The 16,689-nt window shown below is 53.6% G+C and carries 15 protein-coding genes; 3 read left to right on the plus strand and 12 right to left on the minus strand.

Annotation, left to right across the window (positions count from 1 at the left end):
• Positions 1-35 precede the first annotated feature (35 nt).
• The 3 genes from RHH53_RS02835 to RHH53_RS02845 are packed head-to-tail and all read right to left on the minus strand — an operon-like array spanning position 36 to position 3,776.
• Positions 36-1,130, minus strand: a complete 1,095-nt coding sequence (locus tag RHH53_RS02835) for a metallophosphoesterase (protein WP_206200974.1) — start codon at positions 1,128-1,130, stop codon at positions 36-38.
• A gap of 9 nt (positions 1,131-1,139) precedes the next feature.
• Positions 1,140-2,696: a bifunctional phosphoribosylaminoimidazolecarboxamide formyltransferase/IMP cyclohydrolase gene (purH, locus tag RHH53_RS02840; RefSeq protein ID WP_302677289.1), complete on the minus strand. Its 1,557-nt coding sequence runs from the start codon at positions 2,694-2,696 to the stop codon at positions 1,140-1,142.
• A 45-nt stretch (positions 2,697-2,741) separates the two neighbouring features.
• Positions 2,742-3,776, minus strand: a complete 1,035-nt coding sequence (locus RHH53_RS02845; RefSeq protein ID WP_315862898.1) for a ribose-phosphate pyrophosphokinase — start codon at positions 3,774-3,776, stop codon at positions 2,742-2,744.
• A gap of 73 nt (positions 3,777-3,849) precedes the next feature.
• On the opposite strand from RHH53_RS02845, the gene RHH53_RS02850 reads away from it, so the two are divergent.
• On the plus strand, positions 3,850-4,746 hold the full coding sequence (locus tag RHH53_RS02850) for a sugar ABC transporter permease (protein WP_310744066.1): 897 nt from the start codon (positions 3,850-3,852) through the stop codon (positions 4,744-4,746).
• On the opposite strand, the gene RHH53_RS02855 is transcribed toward RHH53_RS02850, so the two are convergent.
• The 5 genes from RHH53_RS02855 to RHH53_RS02875 all read right to left on the minus strand — a co-directional run bounded on the left by RHH53_RS02855 (position 4,743) and on the right by RHH53_RS02875 (position 8,600).
• Positions 4,743-4,862 (minus strand): photosystem II reaction center protein J, encoded by a 120-nt coding sequence (locus RHH53_RS02855; protein ID WP_099798822.1) that lies wholly within the window; start codon positions 4,860-4,862, stop codon positions 4,743-4,745. The genes RHH53_RS02850 and RHH53_RS02855 overlap by 4 nt on opposite strands.
• A 43-nt stretch (positions 4,863-4,905) precedes the next feature.
• Positions 4,906-5,019, minus strand: coding sequence for a photosystem II reaction center protein L (locus tag RHH53_RS02860; RefSeq protein ID WP_149820459.1), 114 nt, complete (start codon positions 5,017-5,019; stop codon positions 4,906-4,908).
• Positions 5,020-5,031: 12 nt separating this feature from the next.
• A complete protein-coding gene (gene psbF, locus RHH53_RS02865) occupies positions 5,032-5,169 on the minus strand; it encodes a cytochrome b559 subunit beta (RefSeq protein WP_099798824.1) in 138 nt (45 codons plus the stop codon).
• 7 nt (positions 5,170-5,176) lie between these two features.
• A complete protein-coding gene (gene psbE, locus RHH53_RS02870) occupies positions 5,177-5,431 on the minus strand; it encodes a cytochrome b559 subunit alpha (protein ID WP_149820457.1) in 255 nt (84 codons plus the stop codon).
• 139 nt (positions 5,432-5,570) lie between these two features.
• Entirely contained in the window at positions 5,571-8,600 is a 3,030-nt protein-coding gene (locus tag RHH53_RS02875) for a CHASE2 domain-containing protein (protein WP_310744067.1), read from the minus strand.
• A gap of 205 nt (positions 8,601-8,805) precedes the next feature.
• Here RHH53_RS02875 and chlG point away from each other — a divergent pair, with 205 nt between their 5' ends.
• Positions 8,806-9,801 carry a chlorophyll synthase ChlG gene (gene chlG / locus RHH53_RS02880; protein ID WP_310744068.1) on the plus strand — a complete coding sequence of 332 codons (996 nt, stop codon included), beginning with the start codon at positions 8,806-8,808 and terminating at the stop codon, positions 9,799-9,801.
• A gap of 9 nt (positions 9,802-9,810) precedes the next feature.
• The gene (locus RHH53_RS02885; protein ID WP_310744069.1) at positions 9,811-10,764 is read left to right on the plus strand and encodes an RluA family pseudouridine synthase; all 954 of its coding nucleotides are present in this window, start codon (positions 9,811-9,813) and stop codon (positions 10,762-10,764) included.
• On the opposite strand, the gene RHH53_RS02890 is transcribed toward RHH53_RS02885, so the two are convergent.
• The 4 genes from RHH53_RS02890 to RHH53_RS02905 are packed head-to-tail and all read right to left on the minus strand — an operon-like array spanning position 10,751 to position 16,495.
• A complete protein-coding gene (locus RHH53_RS02890; protein ID WP_310744070.1) occupies positions 10,751-13,264 on the minus strand; it encodes a GIY-YIG nuclease family protein in 2,514 nt (837 codons plus the stop codon). The two genes, RHH53_RS02885 and RHH53_RS02890, sit on opposite strands and share 14 nt — an antisense overlap.
• Complete coding sequence (locus tag RHH53_RS02895) at positions 13,254-14,267, minus strand: PDDEXK nuclease domain-containing protein (protein ID WP_310744071.1); 1,014 nt, start codon at positions 14,265-14,267, stop codon at positions 13,254-13,256. Before RHH53_RS02895 ends, RHH53_RS02890 begins: the two co-directional genes overlap by 11 nt.
• Complete coding sequence (locus RHH53_RS02900; RefSeq protein ID WP_399385495.1) at positions 14,260-15,855, minus strand: Eco57I restriction-modification methylase domain-containing protein; 1,596 nt, start codon at positions 15,853-15,855, stop codon at positions 14,260-14,262. Before RHH53_RS02900 ends, RHH53_RS02895 begins: the two co-directional genes overlap by 8 nt.
• Positions 15,839-16,495 (minus strand): DNA methyltransferase, encoded by a 657-nt coding sequence (locus RHH53_RS02905; RefSeq protein ID WP_315863342.1) that lies wholly within the window; start codon positions 16,493-16,495, stop codon positions 15,839-15,841. Before RHH53_RS02905 ends, RHH53_RS02900 begins: the two co-directional genes overlap by 17 nt.
• Positions 16,496-16,689: the final 194 nt, after the last annotated feature.

The following is a 16,689-nucleotide window of genomic DNA, read 5'->3' on the forward strand; positions in this document are numbered from 1 at the left end:
GACTCTACCATCCCAACCAAAGGAATTGCGAGGTGCTAAATGACAAAGACCGTATTGTTGTCCCGCAGCTGGGGATACTCCGCTGGTGCTCTGTGGTTAAACTGGGCAAAGTAGGCGGCCAAGGGTTCGGGTAGGGTCGGTAGTGTGACTTGGGTATCTCCTTGGGCAATTTCTGGCCAGAGGGACGATAGGGCTTGGGCGAGGGGCTGGGCCTCAGTTTCCGATAAATTAAAGGGCGGTAAGGTGAGAAAGCGCACCATAAACCCCGCACCCCGCTGCAGCATCCATTGGCGGGAGAGATCACTCAAGGTGGGATAGGTCTTCAGAGATTCAATGCGGTAGGATTCCACATCCACTTGCCAGCCCCCTTGGGGATGTTGCTGCAAAATGAGCCGGCGATAGGGATGGGGATAGCTGACGAGGGAACCCGTCGTTAGATCAAACAGCCCCTGCTCATAGGCAATGTCTTGGACATGAAGATGTCCGGTTAAGACCAAGGCCACCCCCGCCGATCGCAGGAGGTTGAGGAGTTCCACCCGATTCTCCAAGAGGTAGCGCTGCCCCATTGGACTTTGGCTCTGTTGTGGCCAATGCTCAAGGACATTGTGGTGAATCATTACAAGGCGCAGTCCGGCAAAAGGTTTTGCCAATAGAGCCGCCAACCATGCCAGTTGTCCTTGATCGACTGCCCCCATCTGCTGACCTGTCGGGCTAAATTGGTTGGAATTCAGGGCAATCAGTTGTAGGTTGTCTGCAAGCAGGGTTTGATAGTAATGCTTGGCGCCCTTGCCATAGCCCGCATGGGGATACCACTGGGGAAAGTCAGCCCAACCAATACGCTTGTGATCTCCTAGCGGCAGAGGCACATCGTGATTCCCCGGAATCACATAGCAGGGAATGGGCAGGGTTTGCAGATAGCGACTGAGCCAGCGGTGGTTAACGACTTCGCCATCCCGCGTCAGGTCACCGGGCATCAACAAAGCATCAATACCCAGATCAAGAAGATGAGTGACGGCTGCTTCAAAAGCAGGAATACTCACTTCATAGAGAAAAATGGGGGGATGATCCGTCGGAATCGTCTCCGGCAGAGCAATGTGGGGATCACTGATAATACCGAGCCGCACCGCCATCGCTATTTCCTAGTGGCGGAAGTGTCGCCGGTTGGTAAAGACCATGGCAATTCCCGCTTCATTGGCTGCTTGGATAGACTCATTATCCCGCAAACTGCCCCCCGGTTGAATAATCGCCGCAATACCAGCAAGGGCAGCGGCTTGCACAGAATCGGCAAAGGGGAAAAAGCCATCACTGGCCAGTACAGCGCCGCGGGCAGCCTCACCGGCCTCCCTGAGGGCAATGTGTACAGCACCCACCCGATTCATTTGACCGGCGCCAATGCCGCGGGTTTGGCGATCGCGACTGACCACAATGGCATTGGACTTAACGTGTTTCACCACTTTCCAAGCAAAGATCAGTTCTGCCATCAACTCTGGACTGGGTGCGGTGGCGGTGACCACTTGCCACGCCTCTGGATCAATGGGGACGGGGTGAATATCTTGGACAAGAAAGCCGCCAGCAATGGTTTGAATCGCCGTCGTGGGAGCCGTCTGCAACTCAGGTAAGGTGAGAACCCGCATCTTGGGTTTGGTTTTCAGGATCGGTAGCGCTGCTTCCTCACAGGCGGGAGCCACCACACACTCTAAAAAGGTACGGGTGAAGGCTTCAGCGGTGGCCACATCCAAGGGGCGATTCAGGGCAACAATGCCGCCAAAGGCAGAAACACTGTCGGCAGCCAAGGCACGTTCGTAGGCTTCCACAAGGGTTTTGCCCTCAGCCACGCCACAGGGATTGGTGTGTTTAATAATGACGGCAGCGGGGGCACCCTCCCCTAAAAATTCACTGATCACTGCCCGTGCCGCTTCTAGATCTAGCAGGTTGTTGTAGCTAAGTTCTTTGCCCTGAAGCAGGTCGGCGGCTGCCCAACCACTGGGGTGTGCGCCACTGATGTACCAAGCAGCCCGTTGATGGGGATTTTCGCCATAGCGCAAGACTTGTTTTTGCTGCCCCGTCAGGTGGAAGACCGGCGGCAGAATTTCTGGTTCAGTACCAGGGGACGTGATTTCTTGGAGATACTCGGCGATCGCCTGATCGTAACTGGCCGTCAGCGCAAACGCCCGCTGGGCACAGGCAAGGCGAAAAGCAGGTTGAGCTTCCCCGTGTAATCGTAATTCCTGAAGGTAAGTTTCATACTGGCTGGGATCCACCAATACTGTCACATGGGCATGGTTTTTGGCAGCAGCGCGAATCAGCGTCGGCCCACCAATATCAATTTGCTCGATCGCCTCGGCAAGGGTCACGTTGGGCTGGGCAATTGTTTCGGCAAAGGGATAGAGATTGACAACCACCAGATCAATCGGATGAATCCCTTGGGCTTGCAGATCAGCCGCGTCTTCGGGGCGATCGCGCCGTGCCAAAATACCGCCGTGAATTTTGGGATGCAGGGTCTTGACCCGCCCACCAAGGATTTCCGGTGCTCCTGTGTACTCCGAGACCGTTGTCACGGGAATCCCCGCTGCCTGTAAGGTCTTTGCGGTGCCACCACTACTCAGGAGCGTAAAGCCAAACTCCTGCACCAAGGCCGTAGCCAACGCCACCAGTCCCTGCTTATTGCTGGTGCTGAGTAAGGCCATTCGCCCCATGCCTGCAATCCTCCTAGGCGACTAAGAACACCTATTTTAGCGGTTTTAGCGGAACATACTGCTCACAGAGCTATCTTCATGGATGCGCCAAATGGTTTCGCCGAGAATACTCGCCACCGACAGCACCGTGAGTTGGGGAAAGCGTTGCGTCTCCGGTACAGGAATCGTGTTGGTAACAATCACCTCTTCAAAATCGCCTCCTTGGAGTCGCTCGATCGCTGGCGGTGAAAAAACCGCATGGGTGGCACAGGCATAGACTTCCTTGGCACCTTCCCGCCGCAGTAACCGTGCTCCTTCTAAAATCGTGCCGGCCGTATCAATCATGTCATCCACGAGCACCGCTGTCTTGCCCTTAACATCCCCCACCACGTTCATCACTTCAGCCACATTGTGGGCTTGGCGTCGTTTATCAATAATGGCTAGGGGCGCATCATCAAGCTTATTGGCAAAGGCACGGGCACGAGCCACCCCACCCACGTCGGGGGACACCACCACAATATCCTCAAGATTTTTGCTGCGCAGGTAGTCAAGGAGCACGGGTGAACCATAGACATGATCCACGGGAATGTCAAAATAGCCTTGAATTTGCGCTGAGTGCAGATCCATGGCCAGAACGCGACTCGCTCCCGCTTGAGTAATCAGGTTGGCTACTAGTTTAGCGGTAATGGACTCGCGGCCAGCGGTCTTGCGATCGGCACGGGCATAGCCATAGTAGGGAATCACCGCAGTCACTTGGCGGGCTGAAGCGCGGCGGCAGGCATCCACCATGATCAGCAGTTCCATCAGGTGGTCATTGACGGGTCGGCAACAGGGCTGGATCAGATAGACATCACAACCGCGAATGGATTCTTGAATCTGCACATACAGCTCGCCATCAGCAAATCGCTTGCGCACCATTGGGCCGAGATCAATACCGAGGTAGCGGGCAATTTCCTGAGCAAGGGCAGTGTTGGCAGAACCCGAAAACAGCTTTAGACGATTATGATCAGAAATGTGAGAGGGGGTAGTCGTGGGCAATGGCGCAGTGTGAATCACAGCATCTCCCCAAGATGGCGTGCATTTTGATTTTGATCTTATCATTTCCAATTTTGGGAGCCACTACCCTAGGATTGAATTTATAGAAAGATGAATTTTGAGGTCATCAGCTTTGCCAATGGCGCGATCGCAACTCCCACGATTGGGGGATGTTTTTTTGTCACCGATAGGAGTCGCTTGGTTATTCCTTTTACCTGCACTTTTGTTTCTGACAATTTTTGTTTTTTTGCCGATTTTGTACCTTGTCTATCTTAGTTTTACGACGGGGAGTTTTAGTCAAGAAGGGGTGCGTTGGGTTGGGCTGCAAAATTATCAGCAATTGCTCCTGAGTCCAGACTTTTGGCAGGTGATTGGCAATACCATTTATTTCACAGGGGCAACGGTGCTCCCCACGATTGTGCTGCCCTTACTCTTGGCGGTGGGTCTCAACCAAGGGATCAGGGGACGGGATCTGCTGCGCACGGCCTACTTTTTGCCAACAATGACCTCGATTGTGGCGGTGGGTTTAGGGTTTCGTTGGCTGTTTCAAACCGATGGCCCGGTGAATCAACTGGTGCAAACCTTAGGGGGGCAGCCGATTGCTTGGCTGAGTGATCCCACTTGGGCAATGCCAGTGCTAATTTTGCTCAGTAGCTGGAAGCAGTTGGGGTTTAATTTAGTGGTCTTTTTGGCGGGGTTGCAAACCATTCCTCGCGATCGCTATGAAGCGGCACTGCTCGATGGCGCCAATGCTTGGCAACAGTTTCGCTACATTACGCTGCCGGGGCTGCGACCCACCTTAATTTTGGTGTTTGTCACAACAACGATTTTCACATTGCGCAGTTTTGAACAGGTCTATGTGGTGACCGGTGGCGGCCCCTTAGATACAACAAACCTGCTGGTATTTTATATTTACCAACAGGCGTTTGCGTTATTTGACTTTGGCTATGCCGCTGCCGCAGCAACGGTTCTTTTGGGAGTCACCCTAGGACTGATCTGGCTACAATTGCGTACGCGCCAAGACCCCAATCTTTAGAGAGAGGAGCCAAGACCAGCGTAAGCACCGTAGAAGAACAGCCCGACAATCACAATGACCCCCATGCCAGCCACCGTGGCCACAACCCACAGGGGAATGCGTCCGCCTTCAGACAACATGATCAATTCCTCCTAAGCAGATTCAGTTATAGAGAAGAATTTAGTTAAAGAAGTAGCTTGAAAAGAGCAACGCAAGGACGAAGATCAGCAACAACCCTAGGTACAGGGATGTGCGATTCAGTTCGACCGGCTGACGATTGGGATTCGGTTCCATGGCTGCACCTTCCTAACGTTGGATAAACTGCATAGCCGCGATCGCCCCGAGGAAGAAAATCGTGGGCACAGCAAGCGTGTGAACGGCCAACCAGCGGACCGTAAAAATCGGGTAAGAAACGGGTTCTTGATTGGGGGTATTACTGGTCATGGCAATCCTACTTCACCTGTTCTAAGAAGGTTTCAACTTGTTGTTTAGCTTGAAAGCGATCGGTCACCAGAGGAATCGACCGCTGTTCCTGAGCATAGTAGCTATCGGGGCGTGGTGTGCCAAACACATCATAGGCCAAACCGGTGCTGACAAAGAGCCAGCCAGCAATGAACAACGCCGGAATGGTGATGCTATGAATCACCCAATAACGGACACTGGTAATAATGTCGGAAAATGGTCGTTCTCCTGTCGTTCCAGCCACGTTGCGATGCCTCCAAAGTGTCTAATGTTAAAAAAAGGAAACGGTACTATCTATCATACAGCCTTTTTTCACAACGATTGAGCCGCATAAATAAGAACTGCGAACCCCCTCTACAGCGCTAAAACTTGGGTCTATAGGCCTAAAGTCCAGCCTTGGTCAAATCGGTGAGCACCTCTGCAGCACTCTGGTAGCGATCGCGAAAGTTATACTTGATCATTTTATTGATAATGGCAACAAACTGCGGCGAAAGATGCCGTCCCGGCTGCCAAATCATATCACCCGTGTTGCGATCAGAGGGCAAATCCATCGGGGCGAGTCCCGTCAGACCTTCAACAATAACCATACCCAAAGAGTAAATATCACTGGCAATCACCGGTCGTCCTGCCATTTGCTCGCTAGGGGCATACCCACGGGTACCAATTGAGATCGTATATTTGCCGTGCTGGAGCAACTCCTCGGGCTGGACATGGCGTACCGCCCCAAAGTCAATCAAAAACAGTTGTTGATCACTGCGGCGGCGCATGATATTGGCAGGCTTAATGTCGCGATGCACCACCCCAAACTGATGCACATACTGCAAAATTTCCAGAATGCTCTTGAGAATGGTGAGGGCTTCGGCTTGGGAGAGGGTAATTTTCTTTTCAAACTCCTCCTTGAGGGATTCCCCATCCACATACTCTTGGGTGAGATAGAAATATCCCCCCTCTTCAAAGTAAGCCAGTAATCGAGGGATACGCTCGTGTTGACCCAATTGGGCTAAGGTTTTTGCTTCCCGCTGAAAGAGGCGACGGGCAATGGCCAAAAAACGTTCATCCTTACGGGAGGGCACCAACTGCTTGACCACGCAGATCGGATGATCTGGCAGATGTAAATCCGCAGCCAAGAACGTGCGCCCAAATCCCCCTTCGCCGAGTTGACTGAGGACACGGTAGCGTCCCCCCACAGTTTGTGGTAAGGGTTCACTGGCTTTTTCGCTGATGTCAGAAATGACGGTGGTTTTGGGTTGGGTGCCGCTCGGTGTTTGCGTTTCTGTCGTTGGGGGGGGCGGCGAGGGGACTGTCGTGGTGGGAATCACCTCTGGCCGCTGGGTGGGATCCACAGGCGCCGCGGTTAAGGGGTCAGGGTTGGATGGCTGGGTTGCTGGTAGGTCTCCCTTGGGGGTGGCTGGGATTGACAATTGGGTTTCGGGCAAATCTGCGCTGGTTGTAAATTGGGTGGGTGGAGTTGAGGTGATGTCCGGTGCCGTCTCAGGAATGGATAGTTGCGTTTCAGGCAAGTCCACACTGGTTGCAAATTGGGTTGAGGGCGTCGAGGTCGGTTCTGGGGTCGTTAGTGGCTCAGGTAGGGTGAGTTGCGTTTCGGGTAAATCAACAGTAGGGATGCTAGGGGTCTCTGGCATCGTTGTTAAGGCTTCGGGAACCGTCAGTTGGGTTTCTGGTAAATCAGGGCGCAGTGTCGAGGGGATCTCTGAGGGAACTGTTGGCTGCGGGGTAGGAACCACCCTCTGGGTTTCAGGAAGATCAATATGGGTAGGTTCAGGAGCAGTTGTGGGAGTTTCTGGCAATTCGGTGGCGGCAGTGGCAGCATCCTCAGGGTGAACCACTAAGAAGGTTTCCCGCTCAGTGATGGATTGTGGTGGTGTCTCGCGGATCTCTGTGGGGGGAATTTGATCAACGACGGAGGTGAGGAGGGTAGGTGCGGTGTGGGGTTGATCTCTAGGGGGTGGGGTAGGTTCGATGGGGGTAAAGGAAATTGCTGTTTCCGGTTGCAGCACCGTTGCATTGGCATCCGTCTCTAGGCGAGAGACTTCTGTTGGCGAGGTTTCGGGGATTTCCAGAATGGGGGCTGATTCAGGTGTGGTTGATTGACTGATGCCTTCAGTCATGAACTCCAAGGGAGTTGCTGAGCGGCCACTGGGAACAGCCGTCGGTGTAGAGGGGGTAGGGGTGGATTCTGCAGGACTGAAGGCACGATAGCCCAGCATCAAAACCGCCGCACTGCCAAAGCCAACCAGAGGTGCCACCAGCGGAATCCAACTCCCCTGTAAAAAGAGGAGGAATGTCAGGCCACTGAGACCCAGTCCCCCAGCAACCAGCAGCGGCACAATCACCCAGCGCTGTCCCTTGGCGATGATCAGGGCACCAAGGCCAGACCAAGCCAGAATCCAAAGGGCGATCGCCCCCTGCGGCCATGTACCCATAGGAGAACGGTTATCGAGAGCCGCTGCTAGCAAATCTTCAAGGATCGCTGCTTGAACCACAACACCGGGGGTCAGGCGGTTGGTTTGCCCCGGCAGTGTCATTGGAATCAAAAACTTATCGTTACTACTACTGCCAGTGAGGCCAATGAGGACGGCGCGATCGCGCACCTTAGAGGGCAAGACTTGCCCCTTGAGCACCTCGCTCAGGGTCACGGTTTCATAGGGCTGGGTTGGGCGGGCGTAGTTGATCAGGATTTGAAACCCGGCTGCATCTAAGTGGCTGTAGCCTCCCCAGTTACTGGTTAAGGCTTGAAAGCGAGCCGTTCCCAAGTCAAGGCGGTTCTGAGTCACTGCTTGGGGATTCACCCCTAAAAAAAGACGCGCCAAAGCTAAAGCGAAAGATTGAGGGGTAGAGCAGCGATCGCTGGCTTCGGGTTGAGTTGCCAAAATCGCCCGCCGCACCACACCATCCTCATCAATGGGAATGTCTGCAAATCCCACCTGATCATTGAGCAGTCCAGCGGGTGGGGCAATTCCGGGATCTGTTTCGCCCCCCACTTTACAGACAATAACGGTGTTGGGCTGGGTCATCATCACCCGTCCGAGGGAGGGCAGCACATCGGTTGGCAGCTTGAAGCGATCGGGCACCGGAAAATCGCGAAAAATGTCAATGCCAATGACCTTGGGTTGGTGCTCCTGCAATTCATTGACAGCTTGAATGAGCACCTCGTCGGGAATGGGGTACTGCTTGAGGGTTTGAATATCAGCCTCGGTAATTTCAACAATCAGCAGTCGCTGGGACGTGGCCGGTGTCGATCGCCAGCGCAGCCATTGGTCATAGACTCTCAATTCCAACGGTTCCAGCAGGCCCCCCACTCGCAGCGCAAGGACACCCACCGTGGCGATCGCCGTGGCAATGGCCGCCGGTAGAGCGCGTTTAAGATAATCAGGGATGGAGACAGGGGTCATGGCACAATCTGCGGTTGTTCCACTGACGCTGAAGGATTCTAAAAGGAGTTTCGCTTCTATCCTGACCTACACCACGGGCGATCGGCAAATTTACGAGGACAACTTTTAACATCCTGCCCACGCTAGAGGGCAACATGATCCCCCTAGGTGGCGGAAGGTGAAACGACTATAATCATTGAGGTGATTGCTGAGCACAACAAGCGCTATGACGGAAACCCCCGATTCAACGACGACTTCAACATCCACGGAAACCACTACTGCAGCCGCACGGCAACTGCTGGGCATGAAGGGTGCCAAAAGCGGCGAGACCAATATCTGGAAAATTCGCCTGCAACTAATGAAGCCGATTACATGGATCCCCCTCATTTGGGGCGTGGTCTGTGGTGCAGCCTCGTCGGGGGGATTTACCTGGAGTCTGGAGGATGTGCTCAAGGCAGCGACCTGTATGCTGCTGTCAGGGCCTTTGATGGCGGGCTATACGCAAACGCTCAACGATTACTACGATCGCGAGATTGATGCGATTAACGAACCCTACCGTCCCATTCCTTCAGGGGCGATTTCCCTTAACCAAGTGCGGGCGCAGATTATCTTCCTCGTTGTCGCAGGTTTGGGTCTAGCTGTTCTACTCGATCTATGGGCTGACCATCCCACGTTCCCTGTGACCAAAATTGCTTTGCTGGGAGGCTTTTTGGCGTATATTTATTCCGCACCGCCCCTGAAGCTGAAAAAGAATGGTTGGCTGGGAAATTATGCCCTCGGAGCCAGCTACATTGCTTTACCGTGGTGGGCAGGTCACGCCCTTTTTGGCGAATTGACACCGACGATTGTGATCTTGACGTTGATTTACAGTTTGGCGGGCTTGGGTATTGCCATTGTCAATGACTTCAAAAGCGTTGAGGGCGATCGCCAACTCGGCTTGGCTTCCTTGCCGGTGATGTTTGGCGTTACTACCGCCGCATGGATTTGTGTTCTGATGATTGACATTTTCCAGTTGGGGATTGCGGGCTACCTGATGGCGATTCATGCCAATCTTTATGCAGTGCTGCTGATTTTGCTGATTATTCCCCAAATTGTCTTTCAGGATATGTACTTCCTGCGGGATCCCTTGAAAAACGATGTCAAGTACCAAGCCAGTGCTCAACCCTTTCTCGTCTTAGGGATGCTAGTGGTGGGTTTAGCCCTTGGGCATACGCCAGTGTAGTTGGGGGGCATGACGACATCGCTGACCTTCAAGGTAGAACAGGGGGGCGATCGCCTCGATACGTTTCTTGCACAGCGGCATCCTGAACTCTCGCGATCGCGCTGGCAGCAGCTGATCCAACAGGGCTATGTGCGGATTAATGGCCAAGTGTGCGATCGCAAAAATCAGCCCCTCAGTGGTGGTGAGGTACTGCAGGTGGTGCTCCCTGAACCAGAGCCGTTGGATTTAATCCCTGAACCCCTACCCCTGAGTATTCTCTATGAGGATGATGAGTTACTGATTCTCAATAAACCCGTGGATCTAGTGGTGCATCCTGCGCCCGGTCATCACCACGGCACCTTGGTTCATGGTCTGTTAGCCCATTGCCCTGAATTGACAGGCATTGGCGGTGTCCAGCGACCGGGGATTGTGCATCGCCTAGACAAAGACACCTCTGGGGTGATGGTTGTTGCCAAAACGGAGTTTGCCCTACACCATCTGCAACAGCAATTGAAAGCACGGCAAATGCAGCGCCATTACCTTGGTGTCGTCTATGGCCAGCCCCCGCAGGACAGTGGAACGGTAATTACGCCCATTGGTCGTCACCCGGTGGATCGCAAAAAGATGGCGGTGGTGCCTCCAGAAAAAGGCCGCACAGCAATTACCCACTGGTACGTGCAGGAGCGCTTCCGCCACTGTGCCCTTGTGGAGTTTCGCCTTGAAACCGGTCGCACCCATCAAATCCGCGTTCATGCTGCTCACTTGGGTTGGCCGCTGTTGGGGGATCCTGTCTATGGCCGCGGTGCACCGCTAAAAGTAAAACTGCCCGGCCAAGCGCTCCATGCCTATCGCTTAGCGTTGCAGCATCCCCGTACAGGTGAGGAGATTGTGGCGATCGCCCCTCTGCCAGAGCATTTAGAAAAACTACTGCGGATATTGCGCCAGCAAGCGCTCAATTCCGAATCAATCCCTATAAATTGCTAACTTCAGGCAGGGATGAGGGGCAATTTCCTCGACAGAGGACGGTATCATACAAGCCGATCTCTTTCCCTTCATGCTTATTAATCCCTGTGTAAGCCAAGCTCGGGTCTTCATATCTTTTGAACTTATACACCGCATCGTTCATCAACGCGCTGTTGAACACCCCCAAGCTGACGAGCAGTTCAAAGTCTTTGACCGTCAACCCTGTGACCTTCTTGAACAACCCCGGCTCCAATTGCGTGATCACGTCCCGCAGTGTTCGTTCCCGGTAATCGGTCAGGTACATGAAAATGGGGATGCGGGTGGCAAATTTGATCAGTTTTTCCTGAATTTGCTTACGCTTGCTCTTGAATTCCTTTTCTTCTTCTGTGAGCTGCTTTTTCTTTTGAGAGGAAAGTTTCTGGTCATTTGCCTCTTTCTTCGCCTTCTTGACCGCTTCAGATTTGTTGATGATGGTCTCGATCTCCTGATTGAGATTGCGGAACCCCTCGATGCGCATCAGCGCCTGCATCGCCTCTTCATTGTTCATCAACCGCCGCAGCGTGTCGTCGTCCACGTTCACCAGCAGCGCGCTTTCCCAGCGGCGAGCCAACAGGGTTGCCGTGGTCCCGGCCATGGCCATATCGAGCACCCCGGCGGCGTCAATCTGCTTCATGGAACTGCCGTCGTAGGCCAACACCGGCAAAAATTGGATAAATTCCGCCACCTTCTTTTCCGGGTCTTCCCCGTTGACGTTCAGGCGGCAACTGTAGTCGGCGATCTGACGCAAGGCCCGATCCGGCGCAAAATCGAAGACGTAGCACTCCTTTTTGAGGATCAGCTCCTCATTAGGCGAAACGCCGTCGGGATTTTTGATGGTCCACGGGCTTTGCACGCGAAAGGCGGCCTGAAAGTAGGTCTCTGGGCTGGAGGTGTTGCGCAGCATGAAGATCCCTGTCCAAGGCCGCACCGTCACGCCGGTGGTGAGCTTGCCGCAGGTGAGGGTGATGGTTTTGGTCTTGAGGGGATCACCCATTGCTTTGAGAACAGGCGGCAGAGCATTGACCCCAATACCCGCGGCGGCGCCGGCAGCAACGATGACTTTGTAATCGTGGTAGAATTTATTTTGGCTCTTTGCCAGCAGATTCTGCATAGCGTAGCAAGAGGCAACGCTGGGCAAGAACCACAGGGTATGCGAGAGCACATTCAACAGCCGCATATCCGAGAAAGGCAGCGGCGGTTTCTCCGCACCCAGTTTTAAGTTGTCTAAACTCGTGGGGAGATAGGCGCCCCGAATCAGATCGAGCCACTTCTGTACTTCCTCTTCATACGTGAACCGCGCCTGATCGTCGACGCCTTCCGCCGCGAAGAAGAGGTTCAGGTCGAACTCGTTGAACTCGCCCTTCATGGCCACGTCGCGGATGTCATCCGGCAGTTGGTACGTCATCAGCACCATCCGCGGCAATGCAGCGTAGGGGTTATTGTCTCCCTGCCACTCTTCTTTAGCTTTCTGTTCGTCAGAATAAGTCCAGTTGTAGATCTGCTCTTCGATGAATTCGCCGGTGGCAATGGCTCGAAACGGCGTGCCTGAGAGATACAAGTAGTGATCCGCGGTGATGGGCAGAATGTCTTCATCAAAGTAGTCGATCGCTTCGCCTTCCGCCGCTTTGCGTTCCTGTTCGTCTTCGGATTCAAAAAGGTCTTTAGCTTTCTCCCGCCAAGCGCCGAAGTGATATTCATCGAACATCACGCAGTCCCAGTGTGTGGTATGCACCCATTCATTCTTGGTTTTAATCCCGCCGGTGCTCGGATTGCGGCCCAGATAATCCTGAAAGGAACCGAAGCAGACGATGGGTCTGTTCTTGTCCGCCTGTTCGTAGGTGAGGCCGCCGGGTTTGATGAATTGCCAGCCCTGAAAATCCACGTGACAGCGCAGGTCTTCTTCCCAAGCGCTTTGCACTGCCGGCTTGAAGGTGAGCACCAGCATCTTTTTCCAGCCCATGCGCTTGGCCAGTTGGTAGGCGGCGAAGGTCTTGCCAAAGCGCATCTTGCAGTTCCAGAGGAAATGGGGCGGCTTGTCGTTTTCCCGGCGGCAGGTCTGGAAATAGGCGACGGTTTTTTGAATCGCGGCTTCCTGCTCGGGACGCAAGCCGAAACTCAGCGATCGCTGTTCTTCTATCAATTGACCTGCCCGCACAGCATTGATAGCGGACTGCACATCTTTGTCCGTGCAGCGGAACCACTCGCCGCCGGCATGCGGGATGCCGTTGATGCGCAGCATCCGGTGCACGTCGTGGTCGGTAAAGCCGGTGCCGTCGTTGCGGATAGCCGGCTCATCCACCACGATGCGATAGGGCTTCTCGCCAGGACGGAGCGTAGGATACTGCTGCGCCACCCGCTCCTGCACGCTCTTCGTGGTGTAGCCGATCTTGAGCAGGCCCGCATATTGGGGATTCGTATCCTCGTAGGCGTAGATTTTCGGCTCGATTCTGGGCCGTTGTGGAAAGAAATCTTTATGCGTCATGGGTCAAAAGCCTCTCCAATTCTTCCTGCAATTGTTTTTTGTCTGGCAAATAAAGCTGATATTTGCTCACGAAGAGTTTATTACTGATGTTTTGGGTAGCATATTCCACCAGGATATGGTCTTTGTAAGCTCCAAGCACGATGCCGATGGGCGGATTATCGCCTTCGACATTTTCCTCTTTGGCAAAATAATTCAGATACATGTTCATCTGCCCGATGTCGGTGTGCTCGATTTCCCCACGCTTGAGGTCGATCAGCACAAAGCACTTGAGTATGCGGTGATAAAACACCAAATCCACATAAAAATGGCGGTTTGACAGCGTGATTTTGTATTGCCTGCCAACGAAGGCAAATCCCTTGCCCAACTCCAGTAGGAATAACTCCAGGTTTTGAATCAGCCTTTGCTCCAGTTCGCCTTCCAGATATTGGTGTTGGGGTGGAATGCCAAGAAATTCGAAAATATAGGGGTCTTTAATCAGGTCTTCGGCATGCTGAACATCGCTGCCCTTTTGAGCAATCTCAAGTACGCCGGCCTTGTCCTTACTCAGAGCCAGACGGTGAAAGAGCATGCTCTTCATCTGCCGCTTCAATTCACGCACGCTCCAGCCCTCTTTCTCGCATTGTTTTGCATAAAAACTGATCTCAAGGTCACTGTCTGCTTTTATAATTTCGACATAGTGACTCCAGCTTAATTGTCCAGACAGTGTCTGGATTTTTGGAAACTTGAGATAAAATTGTCGAATCTGGAACAAATTTGAGCGGCTAAACCCCTTGCCGAATTCCGCGGTCAGGTCTTTTGATAGCCGATCGAGCAGTTCGCTGCCGTACTCGGCTTTCACATTTCCTTTTTGTTCGAACTCTACGATGTGTCGGCCGATCTGCCAGTAAGTCTGCACAAGAATTGTGTTGATGGCCCGGCCCGCCTGAATCCTTCCCTGACGGAGCAGTTCACCAATTTGCGTCTTTAACTGCTCATAGGGATTTGACGCAAGATGGCTACTCATCGGCAGGCTCCGTTTCTTCGTTTTTTGCGCCGTTTTCTTTAGTCGCCGGCATCGGGCGAATTTTCGACTCAATAAAGGCAATTTCTTCTTCCGTAAGCCCGTATCGCTCGTAAAGCTTTTCGTCGGTCCACTCGGTGTTCATGTCGAGGATGGGCACGAAGGCGTAGGCCTCTTTTGTAATGTGATGGGAATACATGAACTGGGATACCAAGAAACGGAAAAACCGAGTCTTCATATAAGCGACCAAATGTTCAGCCTGCTTTTGGGAAGCATAAGCCCCAATTACCAGATACGTTTCTGTGCAGATGGTTCTCGGAGGTAGTATGTCTATTTTGGAGAAAACCCTTCTCCTTCCGTCTGATCCTGGATTTCCGGCATGGTCATAGCCCACGTAGGATGTAATAACCTTCCATTTGTCGATCATTTCCACGCCAACGGTTATGTCCTCCCTTTTGTACGATCCTTCGCCGTTTTGCCAGCGCAGGATGAGATCGCCAGATTTTTGGGGGCGCACGAAAGTGCGCAATCCGAAAGGTTTGCTAGCTGATACCTGTTCGCTCATACTCCTTTCTTTCTTGGCGAGCACTTTTCTCACAATGGAAACGGCCTGACTATGGCGGATGAAGGTTGGGAATTCATCGAGTTTTCGTGTCGAAACGACCTTTTCTCCTTTATGCACATTGGTCACTTCGCAAGTCCCACGCGCGTCCCGTTCCCAAAGGAAATAACACACACCGCCAGCAATATCTACGCCGGGGAAGACCTCTGATGCATCCTCGAAGTCCACCAGTTTTCGGATGCGATCATCGCCAAGCATCTCGGCTCGGAAGGAATCCAAGCCCTTACCGCCAGCAAACCAGCGGGAAGGGATGATCATCACCAGATAGCGTGGATTCAGTTTTTTTGCTTGATGGACAAACTTGTTGTAAATGGGCGTTGCGCTTCTACCAAACCCCCCGTCGCTCAACTGATACGGCGGATTGCCGATGATGACATCGAATTTCATCGATTTCTCCTCGCTGTGCTCGTCGAAATGACATGGCTCGCTGTGCTCGTCGAAATGACGGAGTGGGTTTTCCGTATGGATGAACTCATAGGCGTGGGTTTCCAGTTCCTCGCCACGGGCGTAGTTGGCTTCGTTGGCGCCGCAGAAGAGGCAGCGGCCGTTTCGCCAGGTGTGCTCGGTGCGTCGGTAGCGGATGTTGCCTTCTTCGGTGTTAAAGGCGGTGCAAATGGAGTATTTGCCGTTGGCGTGTTTGGAGCAGTAGAGGGTGCGGCGCGCGATGAGCGCCGTCAGTTCGGTGATGGCGATGCCGAAGAGCTGGTGCTTCATGATGTGGTTGATGCGCTCTTGGCGATCGGGGATTTGGGTTTCCAGGCCCTTGTCGAGCCGCTTGGCGATCTCGCGCAGAAACACTCCGGACTTGCAGGCTGGGTCAAGAAAGCGGGCGTCGGGGTTGCTCCAGAGATCGGGCGGCAGCAGATCCAGCATCTGGTTAGCCAGCGCCGGCGGGGTGAAGACCTCGTCGCTGGAGAGGTTGGCCAGGCACAAGAGCACGTCCGGGTTGTGGCTACTCATCGTAGGCATGGGCAACCTCCAGAAAATGCACCGGTGGGTAGTCTTTGACCGGTTCAGGGATGAACACCTCCTCGCCGGCATCCGAAAAGAGCGGCAATTCCCGCATCGCTCCCTGGTTCACCAGTTCATGGAAGGCAAAGTCCCGCCGCTTGAGCAGGCTGCCGTTGACCAGCGACCATTCAGGAAAAATAATCGGTTGGGGGTTCGCCCCTACGGTTTTCAACGTCAGCGCGTCGCCGTGGACAATGTTTTTGCTGAGGATATAGCGCACCGTTTCCCGGCAGGGCGCTTTGGCCTTGTCTTTGAAAAGCCGCGTGTAGGCTTCATCAAAAACGGCAAACAGCCGCTGCCGGCATTCCGCAGCGTTGTCTTCCAGAATGTCAATCCCGTAGAGCGACGACACGGCCAGGATGGCGTAGCGCTCGTATTCCAGTTGGACCCTAGCATAGCGCGCTTCCACCACGCGTAGTTTCCGGTTCAGGATTTCGACGAGAAAGTTCCCCGTGCCGCAGGCCGGCTCTAGGAAGCGCGAATCAATGCGCTCCGTCTCCTGCTTGACCAGATCGAGCATGGCGTTGACGATATGCGGCGGCGTCAGAACCTCGCCGTAATCCACAACCCGCTGTCTGGATTTTGTCATGGTTCTCATCGCTCACCAACATGGAAGTCAAACCTGAATCTCGACCTGTGGGCAACGGTTCGGCCTGTGGGTCGGTCTGGAAGGGAGGATTAAGCGCTCCTTGTTTCGGGTGGATGCGATCGCGGGTGCCATGGTTCATTGCAGTGCTAATTTGGAGTGACAGCCTATACTGACTGCACCCCTCGGTCTAACAAAAAGCATGG

It is taken from the genome of Thermosynechococcus sp. PKX82 (assembly GCF_031583255.1).
Taxonomy (GTDB): Bacteria; Cyanobacteriota; Cyanobacteriia; order Thermosynechococcales; family Thermosynechococcaceae; genus Thermosynechococcus.